Below are 19,523 nucleotides of genomic sequence, written 5' to 3'. Positions count from 1 at the left end.
TAAAAAAGTCTCCCGGATAGTTGAATTAGTGCTGATACAGGGCGCGTCAGACTTTCCTTCTCACTTCAATAATATTTGGCAAATGGCTGATACGTGCCAGCACCAAACTAAGTTGCTCGGTATTTTCGATTTGAATTGTCATATTCAGAATCGCGGACAAATCGTCGTGGGTCTTCAACGAGGCGTTGCTGATATGTACTTTCCCGGCGGCTAATACCTGAGAAACGTCGTTCAGCAAATTTTGCGCGTTAAAGGCATGAATCAAAATCGGTACGCTGTGATGTACAGTTTGTTGACCACTCCAATCGGCTTTCAACAATTGCAATTGCTGCTCGGGCGATAGATGCCGAATATTCTCGCAGTCGCGGCGATGAATAGTGATACCGCGTTTATGCGAGATAAAGCCGATAATCTCGTCACCCTTTACCGGCGAGCAGCAATGGGCCAGCGTGGTCACTACATTATCAATGTCATCGATAGTAATCGCTGATTGCGTAGAGGATTTGCTAGGCACCAATTTGATCGGTGTTGGTTCCAATTCCGGAATTTTCAACGCGCCGGCCAATTGCCGGTTGTTGATGTCGCCGTGGCCTAGCGCTTCATAAAAATGTTCTGTATCCGCGAATTTAAAATGCCTTAACAATTCGTTGATATCGACGGTTTTCAAGCCTAGCCGCTTGCTTTCCTTATCCAGCAGCAATTTGCCGGCCGCAATATTTTCGGCCTGCTGCTGTTGTTTGAACCAGCTTTTTACCTTGCTGATGGCTCGCGGGGTTTTTAGGTAACCGAGATTGGGATTCAGCCAGTTGTGATTGGGTTGACCGTTTTTAACGGTGATGATTTCCACCTGCTCCCCAGAGCACAGCTTGTAAGTCAAGGGCTTGATCTGGCCGTTAACTTTTGCGCCGCGGCAACTGTGACCCACCTCGGTATGGATCGCATAAGCAAAATCCAGTGGCGTAGCGCCCTTGACCAGGTCGATCAATTTGCCGGCAGGCGTCAGCACGAATACCCGGTCGGAGAACAGCTCGGTATGAAAGTTTTCCAGCAAGCCGTCAGTGTTATCTTTGTCTTCCAGCAGTTGTCGGAGCGAGGCGATGTTCTTCTCGGTGGCGGCGTTGAACTTGCTGCCCTCTTTATAACGCCAGTGCGCCGCCACACCCAGCTCTGCAAAGTCGTGCATGGCTTTGGTACGGATTTGAATTTCGATACGGTTGCCGTCTTCATCCAAAACTACGGTATGCAGGGACTGATAGCCGTTTTCCTTAGGGTTGGCGATGTAATCGTCGAATTCCCGCGGAATATGCTGCCAATGGCTGTGCGCCAAGCCTAGCACCATGTAGCAGGCCGACAAACTGTCCACCACCACGCGCACTGCCAATAAGTCGTACAGTTCGTTTATCGCCAGTTGCTTGCGGCGCATCTTGTTCCAGATGCTATAGATATGCTTGGGCCTACCGTAGACCTTGGCCTGTATGCCTTCCTGGTTTAAACGGTCTTGAAGTGCCGCTAAAAACCGCTCAATAAAGGCTTGGCGTTGTTCCCGATTGACAGCCAATGAGTCGGTGACAAAGCGGTAATGCTCAGGATCGGCATAACGAAACGCCAGGTCTTCCAATTCCCATTTGAATTGATTAATACCCAGGCGATTGGCGAGCGGCGCATAAATATCCAGGGTTTCCCTGGCAATGAAGCGGCGGATATTTTCTTGCTCGTGTTGGAGTCCGCGCAGCCGCTGAATGCGAAAAGCCAATTTAATCAGCACCGCCCGCACGTCATGGGTCATTGCCAGCAGCATGCGTCGCAATATCTCAGCTTGATTGGGCTGGTTTGCCATGTCGGTACTGTAAATGCTGACATTATTCAACCAGCTCACGTCTTTAACTAAGTCGGCGACTACCGGTCCGAATTGCTCGCGTATTGTCGAGTCGCTGAGTTTCCCGGCAACACGTGAATCACTGAGCAGCGCCGCCAGAATAGTTTCCAGATCGATATGCACACTCATTAAAATCGAGGCGACATCGACGCCTTTGGGGCGGAGAGTGTCCTTGCAGTTTGCCGAAAGTTGCTCGACCAGCTTCAGCGCGTGGCTTATCTGTAAGCTATCGGCGTCTGAAAACCCGGGAAACAGTTCGGTGACGGAAGAATTATTTTGAGTCATACCAATATTGTAAGACTAGCGAGGTGGGGCGGAAAATAGGGAATTTCCTGAAACTTGGGGTTCGAATCCAGGCGTCAGATTAAACGGCTAGCGGCGCGCTTTACCTGTCCGCGTTCCCCGAGTGTCTATACGGGCAAAGCTATTGGGCAAAATTCAGGACACTCTCAAGCAGCCTACTCAGGCAGTAAGAAAACCACTCAAGTATGGCCGGATTTATTAAACCGGCCCTCAATAAAGTCGCTCACGCTTATGCTAAGGCCGAGTTTTCAAGATGGATTCCCGCTTACGCGGGAATGACGGAGCAGGGAAATTTAAGTGTCCGATTAACAGGCAGGAAATTCTAAGATTCTTAGCATTAAGTGCCTGGGGAGACAGCCATTAATAAGCATCTTTATCCGTGATTTTGCCCTTGTCGTTGACCGCCACCTTCCATTTGCTGCCACCCACCTCAATAAACAATTCGTATTCTTCGCCCACGCCGTTCGGATTAATCACCAATTCCGCCTTATGCAGCTTATAGCCGGGGAAGTTATCGGCCAGCACTTTGGTCACGTCAGGTGATATTTCTAGACCGTTGTCCAGCAGGATTTCGTTCGCAAACAACGCGCCGTCGGTTCTAAATAACTCATGCTTCAATTCGTCTTCCGTATCCTTAAAGCTGACTTCCAGTAGCTGTTGACCAAAGTGGGTTTCCTGAGTCGCTTTCAGGTCCTGCGCTTGCGGGTGTCGTTTCAAAATATTCGCCCTGACTTTATCCGGAATTGCCACGCTAGCGGAATCTTGGGCTTGAGCGGTTGATAAGCTGCTGTAAAAGGTGGTAGCGGCAAGTAAGGAAAGTAATAAAGTACGCATATGTTCTCCTGCTGTGTTGGATCCCCCAATGACTTAAAGCGCTGGGGATGGTTTCATCGTTGTTTTTGCGGTATTAGCAAACGTGGACGTTGGAAAAATTCATTCAAAACCAGAACGTGCTGTTCTGAGAGCTTGAAGCACTCTTGGCGCTTAACTATGGTCGATTATGCGATAAAAATAAAAATCGCCGGTAGGATTTTTCCGCGAACTTGGCATAGATCAATATTTACATATCGATTATTCTAAAAGCAGTTTGATGCCATTGAGCCGCTGGGGAGCCGATTTGGCTTGTCAGAAGCTTCCGCAGCACCAGTCTAGCGCCATGGATCGTGCCCACTTTGCCTTTTTCTAAATTGCCTATGCCGAAGCAATATCGCCGTTTTCGAGATATATCCACCAGCGAGAAAATATTAAATACTGTCTTCCTGTTGACCATCGGGCTGGGCTATCTGATGGCCCTGGTGAATTTGTATTACACCCATCAGGGCCGCGATGGTAAGCGCGGTCTGTCGATAGACGACATTGTCATCATGTACCACGGTTCGACCACTCAATCTAGGCTTGGCGCGGCAGTCAACGGCATCATGGAGCCGAATCTGAAATACAAAAGCGATAAGGAAGTGATCTTGAAATGGATTCAGGATGGCGCGGAGCAACCGGCTTACGAGCAACAGATCGCGCCGATTTTGAACCGCGATTGCATCCACTGTCATAACCCGGCCGCCAACCCGAGCCTGCCCAATCTGACGCATTACGAAGGTGTCGCGGAAGTGGCGCATAAAGGCGGGGCGTCGACGCCGGCGCTGGTCAGGGTGTCGCATATTCATTTATTCGGCATTGCCTTCATCCTGTTTTTCATTGGCAAAATTTTTCTGCTCTGCGATATGAATATCTACGTCAAGCGGGTGGCGCTGGTGATTCCGTTTTTTGCAATGCTATTGGACGTGGTGTCCTGGTTTGTCACCAAGCATATTTCCGAATTTGCCTATGTGGTAGTGCTTAGCGGTGCGTTGATGGGCTTATCGATGGGCGTCCAAATATTAATGAGTGTTTATCAAATGTGGTTTTACCGAAAGGACTGATGTTTTGACTGTTTCTCCCGTTTCATCCATGACGACCAACCCGCGCTGTTGTCCGGCCATGTTAATCAGCGCCCCGGCTTCCGGGCAAGGCAAAACCACCGTCACCGCCGCGCTGGCTTACTATCATAGACAGCAAGGCCGTCGGGTTCGGGTATTCAAGACCGGCCCGGATTTCATCGATCCGCAGATTTTGGCTTACGCCAGCGGGCAGCCGGTTTATCAACTGGATTTATGGATGATGGGCGAGGTGCATTGCCGGGAATTGCTGTATCGCGCCGCCGGCGAAGCAGATCTGATCTTGATCGAAGGCGTGATGGGCTTGTTCGATGGCGACAGTAGCAGCGCCGATTTGGCCCAAGCCTTGGCGGTGCCGGTGGCGGCGGTGATTGATGCGCAAGGGATGGCGCAAACCTTTGCCGCAGTCGCATTCGGTTTGGCAAACTATCGGCCGGGTTTGGCGTTCGCGGGCGCGATAGCCAACAAGGTCGGTAGCGCGGGTCACGCCAGGATGTTGCAAGAAGCCTTGCCGGTCGGCATGCCTTTGTTGGCGGCGATGAGTCGAGACGAGGCAGTCGGCTTGCCTTCCCGGCATTTGGGCTTGCTGCAGGCGGATGAAATCGGCGATCTGGATGCTCGGCTGGCGCGGGCTGCGGAATTATTGAACAGCTTTACGCCCTGTGTTTTGCCCGAGCCAGTTACCTTTGCGGACGTTTCTACCAATCTGCCGCCACGGTTGTTGCAGGGTAAACGCATCGCGGTGGCGCGCGACGCGGCATTTTCGTTTATTTATCAAGCCAATTTGGATTGTTTGCGAGCGATGGGGGCGGAGCTGTTGTTCTTCTCGCCGTTGGCTGATAGTGCTTTGCCGGAGGCCGATAGCGTTTACTTGCCGGGCGGCTACCCGGAACTGCATCTGCAAGCTTTAGCCGACAACTTGGCGATGAAGCAGGCTTTAACCGAGCATCATCAGGTCGGCAAAGCCATCTATGCCGAATGCGGCGGCTTTTTGTATTTGCTGGATAGTCTGGCTGATAAAGAAGGCCAGCGAGCGGCGATGGTAGGCTTGTTACCCGGCAGCGCAGTCATGCAAACCCGCTTGGCCAATTTGGGTATGCACAGTCTGCAATTGGCGCAGGGCGAGATTCGCGGTCACAGTTTTCATTTTTCCAAGCTGGAAACCACGCTGGAGCCGATTGCGGTTTCCTCGCCGCAACGCAGCTTTGGTCATGGCGAAGGATTTTTTCGTAGTGGCTCGCTGCAAGCCTCTTACCTGCACCTGTATTTTCCTTTCAACCCGCAACTTGCTGCCGGTTTTTTCTAGGCTTTGCAGAACGATTAAAACTGTTTCACAGCCAGGGTCTATGGGATAATGCGCGGCTTTCACCGGCCAGACAACAGCAGGTACTCAAATGGACGAAAACAAAAAAAAGGCGCTGGGCGCCGCGTTGATGCAGATCGAAAAGCAATTCGGCAAGGGCTCCGTGATGCGGATGGGCGATGTCGCCGCCAGCCGCGACATCGAAGTCGTATCAACCGGCTCGCTGTCCTTGGATATTGCGCTGGGTGTCGGCGGTTTGCCGCGCGGCCGGATCATCGAAATTTACGGGCCGGAGTCGTCGGGTAAAACCACCTTGACGCTGCAAACCATCGCCCAGATGCAAAAGTTGGGCGGCACGGCGGCATTCGTCGATGCCGAACACGCGCTGGATCCGATCTATGCGCAAAAAATCGGCGTCAATATCGACGATTTGTTGGTTTCGCAGCCGGATACCGGCGAGCAAGCCCTGGAGATCACCGATATGCTGGTGCGCTCAGGCGCGGTCGACATCGTGGTGGTCGACTCGGTGGCCGCTTTAACACCCAAGGCCGAAATCGAAGGCGATATGGGCGACTCGCACATGGGTTTGCAAGCGCGCTTGATGTCGCAAGCCTTGCGCAAACTGACCGCCAATATCAAACGTTCCAACACTTTGGTGATTTTCATCAACCAGTTGCGGATGAAAATTGGGGTGATGTTCGGCAACCCGGAAACCACTACCGGCGGTAATGCGCTGAAGTTTTATGCCTCGGTGCGTCTGGATATTCGCCGCATCGGCGCAATCAAGAAAGGCGACGAGGTGATCGGTAACGAAACCCGCGTCAAAGTGGTCAAAAACAAAGTGGCTCCGCCGTTCAAGCAAGCCGATTTCGAAATCCTCTACGGTGAAGGCGTATCGTTCTTCGGCGAGTTGGTCGACTTGGGTGTGGAATTCGGCTTCGTGCAAAAATCCGGTTCCTGGTATGCCTACAACAACGAGAAAATCGGCCAGGGCAAGGATAACGCCAAGCAGTTTTTACGCGATAACCCGGATAAGGCCGCCGAATTGGAAAAGGCCATCCGCGAGAAAGCCTTTGCCAAACTAGCGAACGCGCCGGCAGCAGTCAGTGAAGACGACGACGCCGAGTTTGTCGACGGCGATTGAGCGCCGGCAACAGATCGAAGCCATTTGCCTGAGGTTGTTGGCCCGGCGCGAACATAGCCGCCGGGAACTGCTGGATAAACTGGCCTTGCGCGGTTTTGACCGCGAAGACGTTGAACCGGTTATCGATCAGATAGCCGAGCAGAACTGGCAAAACGATGCACGTTATGCCGAGTGCTATGTCCGACAACGTATCCAGAATGGCTATGGCCCGATGCGAATTCGCTACGAACTGCAACAGCGCGGTATCAACGACGCCGATCTGGATGCACAGGCCGAGGAGCAAGGCGGCTGGCAAAATGTGCTGCTGGATGTGTATTCGCGTAAATACGACGACGAAAAATCGCTGACCCAAAACGAATGGTTGAAGCGCAGTCGCTTTTTACAGCAACGCGGCTTCAGCGGCGAGATGATCAAGCGCTTGTTTGCGGAATTGAAAATAAAATTGGCTAGAGCGGATGCCAATACGCATGCAAAGTAAACTAAGTTGGCATTTGGCGGACCCAATCGTGCATTCCGCGATCCGCCTCGGTTTCCTGCTAGGCCTTTCGGGAGCGAATTTATGAAAGTTACACTGCCGCTAAAAGAAATGTCGGTTGCCGAGAAAATTGGCATGATGGAAGAGCTATGGAACGATTTATCCACTCGAGCAGCTGACTATTCATCACCTGATTGGCATGGTCATTTGTTGGCGGAAAGAAAGCGCCTGGCGGAGTCGGGTGAGATTGGTTTTACGGATTGGGAAGCAGCAAAGCGGGAAATTCAAGATAGGATTCGATGAAAATTCGAATTTTTGACAGCGCGAAATTTGATTTGCTGGATGGCTTTGAGTTTTACGAGCGGCAACAAGAGGGCGTCGGCCGTTATTTTTTGGACTCTCTTTATGCGGATATTGATTCGCTGGCTCTTTATGCCGGCATTCATCCCCAAAAGTTTGCTGACTTTCATCGGCTGTTAGCAAGAAGCTTTCCGTATGCGATTTATTACACTGTCGATGATGAATTTGTTTCTGTTTATGCCGTGATGGATTGTCGGCAAGACCCTATAAATATTAAAGCTCGTTTGGAAAATGAGCGAATTAGGCGATGGAGTGACTGGCTCTAATAACCTTGGGATTCACGGAGTATATTGATCTCAGCAATTTCGACCGGTGCGCCATTGCCGTGATGGTGTGTCACAAATATTTGTTAACACAAAACATTGATTAACCACCATGAAAAAAATGACCAGCGCCGAATTGCGGGCCGCCTTTTTGGAATTCTTTCGCCAACACGGCCACGCCGTGCGTCCCTCCAGTTCGCTGGTGCCGGGTAATGATCCGACCTTGTTGTTTACCAACGCCGGGATGGTGCAATTCAAAGACGTATTCCTGGGGCGGGAAAAGCTCGATTTCACCCGTGCCGCCACCAGCCAACGCTGCGTGCGGGCCGGCGGCAAGCATAACGATTTGGAAAACGTCGGTTATACGGCGCGCCATCACACCTTCTTCGAGATGCTGGGTAATTTCAGTTTCGGCGATTATTTCAAGCGCGATGCGATTCATTTTGCCTGGGACTTCCTGACCAAGGAGCTGGGCATTCCCAAAGAAAGGCTGTGGGTGACGGTATTTGATGAAGATTCCGAAGCCGAAGCGATCTGGTTGGAAGACGTCAAACACGATCCCAAGCGCTTCTCACGCATCGGCGCCAAGGACAATTTCTGGTCGATGGGCGATGTTGGCCCCTGCGGTCCCTGCACCGAGATTTTCTACGACCACGGCGAACACGTGGCCGGCGGCCCTCCCGGCAGCCCGGACGAAGACGGCGACCGTTACATCGAAATCTGGAATTTGGTGTTCATGCAATACGACCGCGACAAGGACGGTAATTTGACGCCGCTACCGGCGCCATCGGTCGATACCGGCATGGGCCTGGAGCGGATTTCGGCGGTGATGCAAGGCGTGCACAGCAACTACGAAATCGACCTGTTCCAAAACCTGTTAAAAGTCGCCGCGCAACTAGCCGGCACCGACGATTTAGCGAATAGCTCGTTACGGGTAATCGCCGATCACATCCGCTCCTGCGCTTTCATGGTCGCTGACGGCGTGTTGCCGTCCAACGAAGGTCGCGGGTACGTGTTGCGCCGAATTATCCGCCGGGCGATTCGTCACGGTTACCGCTTGGGTATTCAGGATACCTTCTTCTACAAACTGGTTGCGCCGCTAGTGGTGGAAATGGGGGAGGCTTATCCAGAACTGGCGAATGCCCAGGAACAAGTCGAGCGGATACTGAAAAAAGAAGAAGAGCGCTTCGCGGAAACCCTCGAACAGGGTATGAAAATTCTGGAAGCCTGCGTCGCCAAAATGGACGGCCATGTCATCCCCGGCGATGTAGTGTTCTTGCTGTACGACACTTACGGCTTCCCGGTCGATTTGACCGCCGACTTCGCCCGCGAACACCAACTCAGCGTCGATCACGCCGGTTTCGAAGTGGAAATGGCTGCGCAGCGTGATCGGGCGCGGGCCGGCGGTACGTTTGCCGCTGATTACGATCAAGACATCAAACACGACAGCAGTACCGAATTTACCGGTTATTTTCATTTGGACGGCTCGGTGCAAATCCTGGGCTTGTTCAAGCAAGGCCAGCCGGTCGAAGCGTTGGAAGCCGGCGACGACGGCGTGGTGATTCTGGATCAAACCCCATTCTATGCCGAGTCCGGCGGCCAAGTCGGCGATACCGGCCGAATCGAATGCGGCGATGCGGTGTTCGAGGTTCACGATACCCAAAAGCAGGGCGGTAATTTGTTCCTGCACAAAGGTAAAGTGTTGCGCGGCACGCTCAGCGAAGGTCAAGCCTGCGAAGTCAGCGTCGATGCCGAAATCCGCAAAGCGACCGAACGCAATCACTCGGCGACGCACTTACTGCACGCCGCGCTGCGGGCGACCTTGGGCGAGCATGTTCAGCAAAAAGGCTCGCAGGTTAATTCCGAACGCTTGCGTTTCGACTTTTCGCATTTCGAACCGATGACGCCGGCAGAAATTGCCGCCGTCGAACGCTTGGTCAACGAACAGATTCGTTTGAACAACCCGGTTGCTGCCGAAATCATGGCCAAGGACGATGCGGTGAAAGCCGGCGCGATGGCCCTGTTCGGCGAGAAATACGGCGATGAAGTGCGCGTACTGACGATGGGTGATTTTTCCACCGAATTGTGCGGTGGCACCCACGTGCAACGTACCGGCGACATCGGCTTGTTCAAAATCATCGGCGAAACCGGCGTCGCGGCCGGCGTCAGACGTCTGGAAGCAGTGACCGGTCAAGGTGCGTTGGATTGGATCGACCAGCGCGAAAAAGCCTTGCTCAGCATCGCCGGGTTATTGAAAGCAGCACCGGACAAAGCCGCCGACAAAGTCCATCAACTGATGGAAAAAACTCGTGGCCTTGAAAAAGAACTGGAAAAACTCAAAGCCAAATTCGCCAGCTCGGCCGGTGACGAAATGACCAGCCAAGCCGTCGATGTCAACGGCGTGAAAGTGCTGGCCGTGAAACTGGACGACGTCGATCCCAAAGCCTTGCGCGATCTGGCCGATCAGTTGAAGAACAAATTGGGCAGCTCGGCTTTGGTTCTGGCGGCTGTTAGCGGCGATAAAGTCAGTCTGATCGCCAGCGTGTCCAAGGATGCGATGGATAAAGTCAAAGCCGGCGAGTTGGTGAATTTTGTCGCTACTCAAGTCGGTGGTAAAGGCGGTGGCCGGCCGGACATGGCGCAGGCCGGCGGTAATGATCCTGCCGGATTGCCGGCGGCGTTGGCGGCGGTGCCGGAGTGGGTGAGGGAGCGGTTGGGTTAGGATTAATTATTACGGCGGGTGGTTTGAGCTTTTTGTTGGGAGATGGCCATGAAAACGATTGAATATACTTGCTGGAAAGACGGCGATTTTTATTTGGGTTTTTTGAATGAATATCCTGATTATTTGACACAAGGTGAAACCAAACAAGAATTACAGGGAAACTTGCTGGATTTGTATAAGGATCTTGAAACTCAAGAAATTCCTTTCATTCGCAAAGTGGAGACCTTGCAGGTCGCTTGATGAAAAGAAGGGATTTGCTGAAAATCTTGGAAGAAATGGGGTGTCGTCTTTCTAGACATGGTGGTAATCATGACTGGTATACCAACGATGAAACTCGGCAATCTCAAGCTGTGCCAAGGCATAGTGAAATTAATGATTATCTGGCGAAAACTATTATCAAGAAATTGAGTGGTAAATAGCTATGCAATACATGCCAGTTGTCGTCGATGCCGAATATTTGAGCGGTTATAAAATCAAGCTGACTTTCGACAATGGCGAAAAGCGAATTGCCGATTGTTGGAAATGGCTGAATGGCGAGGTTTTTGAGCCATTGAAAGATCAGCAATATTTTCAGAAGTTTTTTGTCGACGGCTGGAGTATTTCTTGGCCGAATGGGGCGGATATTGCGCCGGAGACTTTGTATGAAGAGGGTGAGGTTGTTTAGTTTTTATTTATTAAAAGCTATTTGGGTTAAATGTGTCGCTATCGCGACGGGTATTTGAATGTCGGTTCTCGGACCGACGACCGAGATACTTTCTTTTGCGTCGCCAAAAGAAAGTATCCAAAGAAAAGGCGACCCGGATGCCGCTTATTCCCTGCGCTCCTCGCTTTTGGCGGGGGTTGCCGAAAGGGGCTTCCTGCCCCTTCGTCAACGCGATGCATCCCTGCATCGCCCCTGCGGGCTGTTCCCGTCAAAAGCTCCGGTGCTCGGCGCGGCATACGGGATAAAGCCCGCCCCAGCCTATGAAGCGGCATTCAGCACGGGTAAACAAAAACTGTCATAGATAAGCGGTTATTTAACTTTTAGGATAAAAAAGCAGACATGAAACTGAGCTATTATGGATATGTTTTTACTGAGGTAAAAACTGGCGTTAAATACAGAATGCCTATTAAGAACTTCATTCAAGCCTTTTGTCAGTTTAAAGATCCAAATTATAAAAACAAATTTACACATAATGGAGAACATATCTTTTTGTTGCATGGGCCTGGTGACTTGTATTTGTTTATCCAGACTCGAAGCAAAGAAGTTATCAAAAAGATAAATTCGCAAGATACTAGTGTGGGTGAAATTTATGATGTACTTGATAAGGATGAGATGCTCGGTTTTGCATCTTACGTTTTTGTCATGGATAGCTACCTTGGATTTGCTTCTACAACGATGGCGCCACGTCTTGCATCGTTTGGTAATTTCATAAATGACGTTTTGTCGTCGATAGGAATTACGGAATATCAATTTAACTTAATACCATTTCTTCACCAAGCCACGAAAGCAGAAGCTATGTCTATGCCTTTTATTGGGAAATCGACGATTCAGATAAATAAATCGAATGATTTTTTTGATGATATCGCCAATTACCTTGGAGGTAGCGCTGATGAGTTTGAAGATGTTGATAGTTTAGAAATTGTGATCGAACCTAAAGCTAGAAAGGATATCGGAAAAGCTGTCAAAAAAATGATGGCAAGAATTCCTGATGAAGGTCTTGAGAAGCTTGTTGTTCGCGCAAAAGATGATCTTCACCCATCCTTGATTGATTTATATCTGGCTGGCAATGGGATAGTAGCAGACAATATCAACACGCGGGATGAGAGAGAAATTGCTACAAAGATTAGGGAGAAAATTACCAACAATTCAGTTCTCAAAAAGAAGGTGATCGAACATGAGCAGGATGAAGCGATCAAGCAAGGTAATGTTGAATCTATTTCTAAGTTTTGCGATGCTGGTTCCTGGTCCAGTGCTTTATCTGATCTACAAGAAAACGACTGAGCTTCACTGGATTTCTCCTTGGTTGTTATCCGAAAACAAGAAAGATCTGGCTAATATGATTGCTGGTTTTTCTTACACAATGCTTGGTTTTCTAGTGACTGTAATTACTATTTTATTTGTTTTCACGAAATCGCCTAATTTTGAGGCTTATAAAAGAAATGGATACCTCGATACGTTTTTCTTTACCTATTATTTTTCGATAATTTGTTTATTAATCACTGCTTCGTTATCGGTTTACGGATTTTCTCCAAATAGCAATTCTTTGCCGTTCTATTTGTTACTTATGTCTTTTATAAATAACTTGGTGCAAATTTTTCTTGTTACATTTGTCATATGTAACATCGCTAGGAAATCGGCTGATTAACGCGAAAGAAATATTATAGGTTTTTCAATAAATGCCTGGATGGTTTTTGTCCCGTATGCCGCGCCGAGCACCGGAGCTTTTGGCGGGATCAGCCCGAAGGGGCGATGCAGGGATGCATCGCGTTGACGAAGGGGCAGGAGCCCCTTTCGGCAACCCCCGCTAAAAGCGAGGCGCGCAGGGTTAAAGCGGCGTCCGGGTCGCCTTTTCTTTGGATACTTTCTTTTGGCGATGCAAAAGAAAGTATCTCGCCTGTCGGTGCGAGAACCGACGTTAAATTAATCAGTCGCGACAGCGACACAACAATAAAGCCCTAATAGCCGAGAAAGGTCAAAAAAAGCATGGCATTGTACGTCTATAAATTTGGCGGCACTTCCGTTGGTACGGTGGAACGTATCAAGGCGGTCGCCGAGAAAGTGAAAAAAGCCCGCGATGCGGGCGATCAGATTGTGGTGGTGGTGTCCGCGATGAGCGGCGAAACCAATCGCCTCGTGGCTTTGGCAAAAGAGTTGCAGCCACAGCCGACCGACCGTGAGCTGGATGTGTTGCTGTCCACTGGCGAGCAAGTCACCATCGCCTTGCTGTCGATGGCTTTGCATCAGTTGGGTTGCGAAGCGCGATCCTATACCGGCGCTCAAGTGCGTATTCTGACCGATAGCGCGCACACCAAAGCGCGGATTCGGGAGATAGATGAAGCGAATATGCGCGCTGATCTGGATGCCGGAAGGGTTGTCGTGGTGGCCGGTTTTCAGGGCGTGGACGAGCATGGCAATATCACTACCCTGGGCCGTGGTGGTTCGGATACTACCGGCGTGGCTTTGGCGGCGGCTTTGAAAGCCGACGAATGTCATATCTACACCGACGTGGACGGCGTGTATACCACCGATCCGCGCGTGGTGCCGAAAGCCCGCCGCCTGGATCACATCACTTTTGAGGAAATGCTGGAAATGGCCAGCTTGGGCTCGAAAGTCTTACAAATCCGTTCGGTCGAGTTCGCCGGCAAATACAATGTCAAATTGCGCGTGTTGTCTTCGTTTATGGAAGGCAACGGCACCCTTATTACCTACGAGGAATCAGAAATGGAAAGAGCGTTAATTTCAGGCATCGCGTTTAACCGGGACGAGGCCAAGCTGACCTTGACCGGCGTGCCTGATCTGCCGGGCGTGGCGTCGAAAATCCTGGGACCGATCGCCGCCGAGAATATCGAGGTGGACATGATCGTGCAGAACATTTCCGCACATGGCACGACCGATTTCACCTTTACGGTGAATCGCAACGACTTTGCCCGCGCGCAGAAAGTGTTGGAAGGTTTGCGCGCCGACTTGGGCGGTAACACGACCATCATTGGCGATAACAGTATCGTCAAAGTGTCGATTGTCGGCGTCGGTATGCGTTCGCACGCGGGCATCGCGAGCACCATGTTCAAAGTATTGGCCGACGAAGGTATCAATATCCAGATGATCTCGACATCCGAAATCAAGATTTCCGTGGTGGTTGACGAGAAGTACCTGGAGCTGGCAGTGCGCGCATTGCACAAAGCGTTTGGCCTTGATCAGGAGTAGTTTTGACACGCTGATTTTTGCTCGTTGCGAGCGCTAGACAATCAATAGTCCCCGGTTTTTGTATCGCATTCAGATACAAGGCTGGGGATTTTTTTTGAATGCTCTTTACAAAAACTATGTTAAATAACTTAAAAATAACGAGGCATTTCCCTTGTTTTTGCTGGTTTTTTAAAACATTTTTGCTTTTAGTCAATATAATCAAATGATTATATTTTGGCATCTTTTATGCTGTTTACCTCCGGTGGATTTTTAATTTTTTCTGCGTGAGGTATGTTAATGGCTCAAGAATTAATTGTTGTAAATCAAGAAGTCGTGGCACAGCAAATCAACACCGCCGGCTTGGTGCTGGGGGCAGGTTTGGCGGTGGCGTCAATGATATTGGTACCTGCCTTGGCGATGCGTCTTGGTTTGAGCGCGAGTTTGACTGGTGCCCTGAGAATTGCGTTGATGAAGGCATCTAGCCGAGCCGCACACGGCAAACGATGACCAGACAGATAAATCTACCTGTTGCTGGCTTGGTAAGCGTTAGGACTAAAGATAATCCCCTACGTGTATTGGCCTTGGCGGTGCTTGCTTTAGTTTTTTCGCCTCGTGTGTACTAGGTTTATTTAGGCGCTATAATTCTGCAATGTGCACAGGTAATAAGTGAGTTCGTGTGACAATGGATGATAATAAGAAAAGCTGCGATCTTTGCGGGTTAGCCGTTGAAGTGGAAGGGTTTAGATTAAAAACCCTGCAAGGCGACAAGCGCTTTTGCTGCGAGGGCTGCAAGGGGATCTATCAAATGTTGCATGAAGCACAGGTTTTACCTGAAGACGCCGACGATTCAAACCAGACCCGGTCTTAACCAGCAACGAGGACGCATATGGCCCATGTTCACAATTCAAAGAAGAGCTCGAACGATTCATCCATGACTAAGCAGGTGGTGGCTGGTACACTAGCCACTGCAACTGTAAACACTGGAGGAAAATTGATGACTAAATTAGCGAAGCACCCTCTATTGGTGTTCGGTGCAGGCATGGTGGCGGGCTATTTTGTTTACAAATACAGAAAGGAAATTATTTCCAGCGCCACAAAAACTATCGATGCCGGCAAGGATTTTGTGTTGCATCAAAAAGAAAATCTCGAAGACATTGTTGCCGAAGCGAAAGAAGGCAATTAACCCCGTTCGATTCTTGGACATTTGGCTGTAACTTGAAACGGGTGGTCGCTGCTAAAGCAGGGCCGCCCGTTTTACTTTCCCCTGTTGACTATGGCTATCCAAAAAGAATTTGTACTACGTTACCGCCATGACGGTCATGTGCGTTTTCAGGTGCCCGCGCAAGCTTGTCAACCGACGGTGGCAACATTGATAAGTACCAGACTTGGTGCGATAAGCGGCGTCCAATCCGTCAGCCTGTATCGCGGGCAGGGCAAATTATCAATCAGATACGATGAGGCTATCTGTGGCTTTACCAGTTTGGCGGCACAGTTGTTTCAAATCCTTGCCGAATTGGAGCAGCAAGGTTATTTCGACAGTAAACCGTTAGCGGAGAAGGCTAAAAAGTCTGTTCTCGGCATCAAAAAGCGATTGAAAGGTACCCGGATTGGCGGGTGGTTCAATGATAAATATCAAGCCGGCAAGGAAACGGTACAGGCGGCCAAAATTATCGGTAAGGTCAGTACCAAAGGCCCGAAAGCTCTGTTTAAAGATCCCGAAAAAGCCACGATAGATTTTTTGAACGATGTGCTGGTCTTGTATTTGATAAAAACTCACTGGACCCGCATCACGCAGGAGTGGTTGGTCAAACCCATCGTGCATCGTTACGAGTGGATGGCTGTGTTTTATATGTTTTTCTTATTAGTGCGTTCGCGCCGGCCCAAGTAGAGATTGTCAACGCCAATCCTATGATTTCCATAGGGTTGGCTCGCTAGCCCATCAAATCCTCAGTCGCCCATGGAAACCGATACTCTAAATTACGTGCATTTTTCCGTTCGACATCAGCTAAAAAATCGGCTTCGGATCATTACGCCGGTGTTGCTTAACGACCCGGAGCGTGGCTATATCCTGGAAATCCTGCTGAAAAAGCGCCCGGAAATTAAAAGTGTGCGCTCGGTGTTTGAAATTGGTTCGGTAGTTATCGAATTCGATTCCAGCCGTTTGCCGGCAAAAAACTTGCTGATCATGTTGGACGCGGTGTTGGGCAATATCGCGTTAAAGCAGACTGAGTTAAAAAAAGACAAGAAAAAAGCATTCGACGGGCCGTTGCAAGAAGTTGATTTGGCCGTGCAAGGCATGAGTTGCGCATCCTGCGCGCTGTTGATCGAAATGGTCTTGAACCGCGACGAACGGGTTAAAAAAGCCGGCGTCAATTTTGCCACCGAAACCGTGACGGTGCAGGGCCAGATTAGCAAAGCCGAGGTGATCGATAAAATCGAAAAACTGGGATATAGCGCCATGCCCATCGATACGCTGTCGCAGCGGAAGAAGCTTATCGAAAAGGAGTTGCAACGAATTGACGTGGCCCGGCGTCGATTTGTATGGGCAGGGCTGTTAACCACACCCGTGGTGACGATAGCCATGATGATGGGCGGCCGAACCTGGATGCATTGGTTGCAGTTTGCGCTGACCACGCAAGTCGTATTCGGCACCGGTAGCCAGTTTTTCAGCAAGGCGTATCGGCTGGCCAAACAACGCGCGGCCAACATGGATAGCTTGATCGCGCTGGGCGTGGGTTCCGCTTACGGCTACAGTATTCCGTCCCTGTTCAGGCGGCGCGGGCATGTGTATTTCGAAGCAGCCGCAGCCATCATCACTTTTGTGCTGCTGGGGCGTTATCTGGAGGAGCGGGCCAGAGGCAAAGCCGGGGAAGCGATCCGGAAATTGGTGGATTTGCAACCGCAAACCGCGACTTTACTGGCAGATGACGGCAGCGAGCGCAGCATCGATGTAGACGAAATTAAGATCGACGATGTGATGCTGGTCAGGCCGGGTGAAAAAATTCCCACCGACGGCGTGGTGGTATCCGGTCTTTCTACGGTTGATGAGGCAATGATCACCGGCGAAAGTATGCCGGTGGTGAAGAGCGTCGGTCATGCGGTAATTGGCGGTTGTGTCAACGGCAACGGCGTGTTGCATATCAAGGCCACGGCGATAGGCATGGATACGGTGCTGGCGGGCATCGTGCATATGGTCGATCAAGCCCAGGCCGCGAAGCTGCCGATTCAGAAACAGGTCGATAAAATTTCCGCGGTATTCGTCCCGGCAGTGATGGCTATTTCCGGTGCGACGTTGGTGGGTTGGCTGCTGGCCGGCGCGCCGTTCGCGTTTGCTTTCGGCAATGCCATCACTGTTTTGTTGATCGCTTGTCCTTGCGCGTTGGGCTTGGCGACGCCGGCGGCAATCATGGTCGGTACCGGCCAAGCAGCCAAGCAGGGCGTGTATATCCGCAACGGCGAAAGTCTGGAAATTGCCAGTAAACTGAACGCCATTGTTTTCGATAAGACCGGCACCATCACCGAGGGCAAACCCCGGGTAAGCAAGGTCTATAAATTATCTCGTCTGGCTGAAAACAAGGTAATCATGTTGGCGGCATCCGCCGAAAACAACTCCGAGCATTTTCTCGGCAAAGCCGTGGTGGCCTATGCCCGCGACGCGGGTGTCGAGTTACAGGATTGCGCCTATTTTTATAGCGAAACCGGTCACGGTATTCGCGCCGAGGTGGACGGTTATAAATTATTGCTGGGTAACCGGGCTTGGCTGGAGAATCAGCAAGTTGACGTGAGTCGATTAGTGGAGCAGGCCGATAATTTTGCTGATCAAGGGCAAACTCCAGTTTATATGGCGATCAACGGCAAGGAAGCGGCCATATTTGCGATTGCCGACAATCCGCGCCCGGAAGCCGCAGCCGCAATTGCGCGGCTGCACGACTTGGGTATTAAAACCATGATGGTCACTGGTGACACTGAAAGAACCGCTTATTGCATCGCGGATACGGTCGGCATAGTTGATGTGGTCGCTAATGCCAAGCCCGAGCAAAAGCTGCAAATCATTCGCCAGTTGCAGGATGAAGGGCACAACGTCGGCATGATAGGCGATGGCATCAATGATGCGCCGGCGCTGGCGGCGGCCAATGTTGGCTTTGCAGTTGGCAGCGGTACGGACATTGCCATCGAATCAGCGGATCTGACGCTGGTGCAAGGTGATATAGGCAAGGTCACCGCCACTATCGAACTTAGCGCATTTACCATCCGCGTTATCAAACAAAATCTATTCTGGGCGTTCGGTTACAACACCATAGCGATTCCGGTGGCGGCGTTGGGCAAGCTCAATCCGATGATCGCGTCAGCGGCGATGGCCTTGAGCTCGGTGTCTGTCATCGTCAATTCACTTCGATTGAACAAATAAATGGAACACAATATGGAAGGTATGGATCATGCCATGCACGGCATGACCGAAATGGCTGCGGCCACGGGATTCGATTACTCCCTGGCGTTCGTTGCCGGATTCTTGGGTAGTGGGCACTGCCTGGGGATGTGCGGGGCGCTAGTATCCGGTTACTTCATGCGGGCTGGGAAAACCCGCAGCTATCTACCTTATATTGCCTATCAAGCCGCTCGCATTTCCGTGTATACCCTGATCGGCGTATTGGCTGCTTCTTTGGGCGTAGTGCTGGTATCCAGCGGCTTGTTCGGCAAAATCCAAAGTATCTTACAAATGTTGATGGGCGCGGTCGTCATTGTGCTGGCGCTGGGCGTATTGGGCTGGATACCTTGGCAAGGCTCGATACGCTTGATTCCCATGCAAGTGTTACGCAAAGGCTATGCTGCGGCGAATCAAAAAGGGCCGCTGCTAGGTTCGGTTATCGCGGGTCTCTTGAATGGTTTGATGCCCTGTATGTTGACGTTTGCGATGGCTGTGAAAGCCACCACGGCTGCTACCTTGCTTGAGGGGGGCGCGTTGATGTTGGCATTTGGTGCAGGGACTTTACCGATGATGCTGTTTATCAGCGTCGCCTTCGGCAAAATGAGTGTGAAATTACGCGGTTTAATGCTGAAGGCGGCGGCGTTCATCATGTTGTTGATGGGGGCCAATACCATTAACAACGGTTTGAGTTTTTACAAAGATCAAAACTTCAACCACAGTCATTTTCTGATGTTTGTGCAGGATAAACTCGATGAATTAATTGTTTTTCTGCACGAAACCCTCAATTACATCGGCAGCATGCTGAGCAGTATTCAAGGTGTGTGATTGCAATTC

21 protein-coding genes are annotated in these 19,523 nt (G+C 50.7%); 19 read left to right on the top strand and 2 right to left on the bottom strand.

The window, feature by feature from the left end; genetic code table 11:
• Positions 1–46 precede the first annotated feature (46 nt).
• Positions 47–2,161, bottom strand: coding sequence for a RelA/SpoT family protein (locus tag QLH52_RS04310; RefSeq protein WP_319960663.1), 2,115 nt, complete (start codon positions 2,159–2,161; stop codon positions 47–49).
• A 378-nt stretch (positions 2,162–2,539) separates the two neighbouring features.
• Positions 2,540–3,013, bottom strand: coding sequence for a hypothetical protein (locus QLH52_RS04305; RefSeq protein ID WP_033157264.1), 474 nt, complete (start codon positions 3,011–3,013; stop codon positions 2,540–2,542).
• A gap of 359 nt (positions 3,014–3,372) precedes the next feature.
• On the opposite strand from QLH52_RS04305, the gene QLH52_RS04300 reads away from it, so the two are divergent.
• The 19 genes from QLH52_RS04300 to QLH52_RS04210 all read left to right on the top strand — a co-directional run bounded on the left by QLH52_RS04300 (position 3,373) and on the right by QLH52_RS04210 (position 19,514).
• Positions 3,373–4,095, top strand: a complete 723-nt coding sequence (locus QLH52_RS04300; protein WP_205453731.1) for a hypothetical protein — start codon at positions 3,373–3,375, stop codon at positions 4,093–4,095.
• 58 nt (positions 4,096–4,153) lie between these two features.
• Positions 4,154–5,416 carry a cobyrinic acid a,c-diamide synthase CobB gene (locus tag QLH52_RS04295; protein ID WP_319960676.1) on the top strand — a complete coding sequence of 421 codons (1,263 nt, stop codon included), beginning with the start codon at positions 4,154–4,156 and terminating at the stop codon, positions 5,414–5,416.
• Positions 5,417–5,504: 88 nt separating this feature from the next.
• Positions 5,505–6,557 (top strand): recombinase RecA, encoded by a 1,053-nt coding sequence (recA, locus tag QLH52_RS04290; RefSeq protein WP_319960662.1) that lies wholly within the window; start codon positions 5,505–5,507, stop codon positions 6,555–6,557.
• Entirely contained in the window at positions 6,520–7,035 is a 516-nt protein-coding gene (locus QLH52_RS04285) for a regulatory protein RecX (protein WP_319960661.1), read from the top strand. Before recA ends, QLH52_RS04285 begins: the two co-directional genes overlap by 38 nt.
• An 81-nt stretch (positions 7,036–7,116) precedes the next feature.
• Positions 7,117–7,335, top strand: a complete 219-nt coding sequence (locus QLH52_RS04280) for an addiction module protein (RefSeq protein WP_171694640.1) — start codon at positions 7,117–7,119, stop codon at positions 7,333–7,335.
• The gene (locus tag QLH52_RS04275; RefSeq protein WP_319960660.1) at positions 7,332–7,658 is read left to right on the top strand and encodes a type II toxin-antitoxin system RelE/ParE family toxin; all 327 of its coding nucleotides are present in this window, start codon (positions 7,332–7,334) and stop codon (positions 7,656–7,658) included. Before QLH52_RS04280 ends, QLH52_RS04275 begins: the two co-directional genes overlap by 4 nt.
• 109 nt (positions 7,659–7,767) lie before the next feature.
• Positions 7,768–10,377, top strand: coding sequence for an alanine--tRNA ligase (alaS, locus tag QLH52_RS04270; RefSeq protein ID WP_319960659.1), 2,610 nt, complete (start codon positions 7,768–7,770; stop codon positions 10,375–10,377).
• Positions 10,378–10,425: 48 nt separating this feature from the next.
• Positions 10,426–10,617: a type II toxin-antitoxin system HicB family antitoxin gene (locus QLH52_RS04265; protein ID WP_319960658.1), complete on the top strand. Its 192-nt coding sequence runs from the start codon at positions 10,426–10,428 to the stop codon at positions 10,615–10,617.
• On the top strand, positions 10,617–10,796 hold the full coding sequence (locus QLH52_RS04260) for a type II toxin-antitoxin system HicA family toxin (protein WP_319960657.1): 180 nt from the start codon (positions 10,617–10,619) through the stop codon (positions 10,794–10,796). Before QLH52_RS04265 ends, QLH52_RS04260 begins: the two co-directional genes overlap by 1 nt.
• Before the next feature lie 2 nt (positions 10,797–10,798).
• Positions 10,799–11,041, top strand: a complete 243-nt coding sequence (locus QLH52_RS04255; RefSeq protein ID WP_319960656.1) for a DUF2442 domain-containing protein — start codon at positions 10,799–10,801, stop codon at positions 11,039–11,041.
• A 58-nt stretch (positions 11,042–11,099) separates the two neighbouring features.
• A complete protein-coding gene (locus tag QLH52_RS04250; protein ID WP_319960655.1) occupies positions 11,100–11,381 on the top strand; it encodes a hypothetical protein in 282 nt (93 codons plus the stop codon).
• A 38-nt stretch (positions 11,382–11,419) separates the two neighbouring features.
• The gene (locus tag QLH52_RS04245; protein ID WP_319960654.1) at positions 11,420–12,361 is read left to right on the top strand and encodes a hypothetical protein; all 942 of its coding nucleotides are present in this window, start codon (positions 11,420–11,422) and stop codon (positions 12,359–12,361) included.
• A 702-nt stretch (positions 12,362–13,063) separates the two neighbouring features.
• Positions 13,064–14,284 (top strand): aspartate kinase, encoded by a 1,221-nt coding sequence (locus QLH52_RS04240; RefSeq protein WP_026601375.1) that lies wholly within the window; start codon positions 13,064–13,066, stop codon positions 14,282–14,284.
• Positions 14,285–14,560: 276 nt separating this feature from the next.
• The gene (locus tag QLH52_RS04235; protein ID WP_026601374.1) at positions 14,561–14,770 is read left to right on the top strand and encodes a hypothetical protein; all 210 of its coding nucleotides are present in this window, start codon (positions 14,561–14,563) and stop codon (positions 14,768–14,770) included.
• Between the two features lie 175 nt (positions 14,771–14,945).
• Entirely contained in the window at positions 14,946–15,131 is a 186-nt protein-coding gene (locus tag QLH52_RS04230) for a heavy metal translocating P-type ATPase metal-binding domain-containing protein (RefSeq protein WP_319960653.1), read from the top strand.
• Between the two features lie 63 nt (positions 15,132–15,194).
• Positions 15,195–15,446: a hypothetical protein gene (locus QLH52_RS04225; protein WP_225587427.1), complete on the top strand. Its 252-nt coding sequence runs from the start codon at positions 15,195–15,197 to the stop codon at positions 15,444–15,446.
• 90 nt (positions 15,447–15,536) lie between these two features.
• Positions 15,537–16,151, top strand: coding sequence for a hypothetical protein (locus QLH52_RS04220; protein WP_319960652.1), 615 nt, complete (start codon positions 15,537–15,539; stop codon positions 16,149–16,151).
• A 69-nt stretch (positions 16,152–16,220) separates the two neighbouring features.
• Positions 16,221–18,671, top strand: coding sequence for a heavy metal translocating P-type ATPase (locus QLH52_RS04215; protein WP_319960651.1), 2,451 nt, complete (start codon positions 16,221–16,223; stop codon positions 18,669–18,671).
• On the top strand, positions 18,672–19,514 hold the full coding sequence (locus QLH52_RS04210) for a sulfite exporter TauE/SafE family protein (protein ID WP_319960650.1): 843 nt from the start codon (positions 18,672–18,674) through the stop codon (positions 19,512–19,514). It begins immediately after the preceding gene.
• Positions 19,515–19,523: the final 9 nt, after the last annotated feature.

Source organism: Methylomonas defluvii, assembly GCF_033949435.1.
GTDB classification, from domain to species: Bacteria; Pseudomonadota; Gammaproteobacteria; order Methylococcales; family Methylomonadaceae; genus Methylomonas; species Methylomonas defluvii.
The sequence above is the reverse complement of the archived record's forward strand: the minus strand, read 5'-3'. Positions and strand labels throughout refer to the sequence as shown.

Coding starts and splice junctions, on each gene's coding strand:
- QLH52_RS04310 (WP_319960663.1), bottom strand. CDS start 2,161: ATGACTCAAAATAATTCTTCCGTCACCGAACTGTTTCCCGGGTTTTCA.
- QLH52_RS04305 (WP_033157264.1), bottom strand. CDS start 3,013: ATGCGTACTTTATTACTTTCCTTACTTGCCGCTACCACCTTTTACAGC.
- QLH52_RS04300 (WP_205453731.1), top strand. CDS start 3,373: ATGCCGAAGCAATATCGCCGTTTTCGAGATATATCCACCAGCGAGAAA.
- QLH52_RS04295 (WP_319960676.1), top strand. CDS start 4,154: ATGTTAATCAGCGCCCCGGCTTCCGGGCAAGGCAAAACCACCGTCACC.
- recA (WP_319960662.1), top strand. CDS start 5,505: ATGGACGAAAACAAAAAAAAGGCGCTGGGCGCCGCGTTGATGCAGATC.
- QLH52_RS04280 (WP_171694640.1), top strand. CDS start 7,117: ATGAAAGTTACACTGCCGCTAAAAGAAATGTCGGTTGCCGAGAAAATT.
- QLH52_RS04275 (WP_319960660.1), top strand. CDS start 7,332: ATGAAAATTCGAATTTTTGACAGCGCGAAATTTGATTTGCTGGATGGC.
- alaS (WP_319960659.1), top strand. CDS start 7,768: ATGAAAAAAATGACCAGCGCCGAATTGCGGGCCGCCTTTTTGGAATTC.
- QLH52_RS04265 (WP_319960658.1), top strand. CDS start 10,426: ATGAAAACGATTGAATATACTTGCTGGAAAGACGGCGATTTTTATTTG.
- QLH52_RS04260 (WP_319960657.1), top strand. CDS start 10,617: ATGAAAAGAAGGGATTTGCTGAAAATCTTGGAAGAAATGGGGTGTCGT.
- QLH52_RS04255 (WP_319960656.1), top strand. CDS start 10,799: ATGCAATACATGCCAGTTGTCGTCGATGCCGAATATTTGAGCGGTTAT.
- QLH52_RS04250 (WP_319960655.1), top strand. CDS start 11,100: ATGTCGGTTCTCGGACCGACGACCGAGATACTTTCTTTTGCGTCGCCA.
- QLH52_RS04245 (WP_319960654.1), top strand. CDS start 11,420: ATGAAACTGAGCTATTATGGATATGTTTTTACTGAGGTAAAAACTGGC.
- QLH52_RS04240 (WP_026601375.1), top strand. CDS start 13,064: ATGGCATTGTACGTCTATAAATTTGGCGGCACTTCCGTTGGTACGGTG.
- QLH52_RS04235 (WP_026601374.1), top strand. CDS start 14,561: ATGGCTCAAGAATTAATTGTTGTAAATCAAGAAGTCGTGGCACAGCAA.
- QLH52_RS04230 (WP_319960653.1), top strand. CDS start 14,946: ATGGATGATAATAAGAAAAGCTGCGATCTTTGCGGGTTAGCCGTTGAA.
- QLH52_RS04225 (WP_225587427.1), top strand. CDS start 15,195: ATGACTAAGCAGGTGGTGGCTGGTACACTAGCCACTGCAACTGTAAAC.
- QLH52_RS04220 (WP_319960652.1), top strand. CDS start 15,537: ATGGCTATCCAAAAAGAATTTGTACTACGTTACCGCCATGACGGTCAT.
- QLH52_RS04215 (WP_319960651.1), top strand. CDS start 16,221: ATGGAAACCGATACTCTAAATTACGTGCATTTTTCCGTTCGACATCAG.
- QLH52_RS04210 (WP_319960650.1), top strand. CDS start 18,672: ATGGAACACAATATGGAAGGTATGGATCATGCCATGCACGGCATGACC.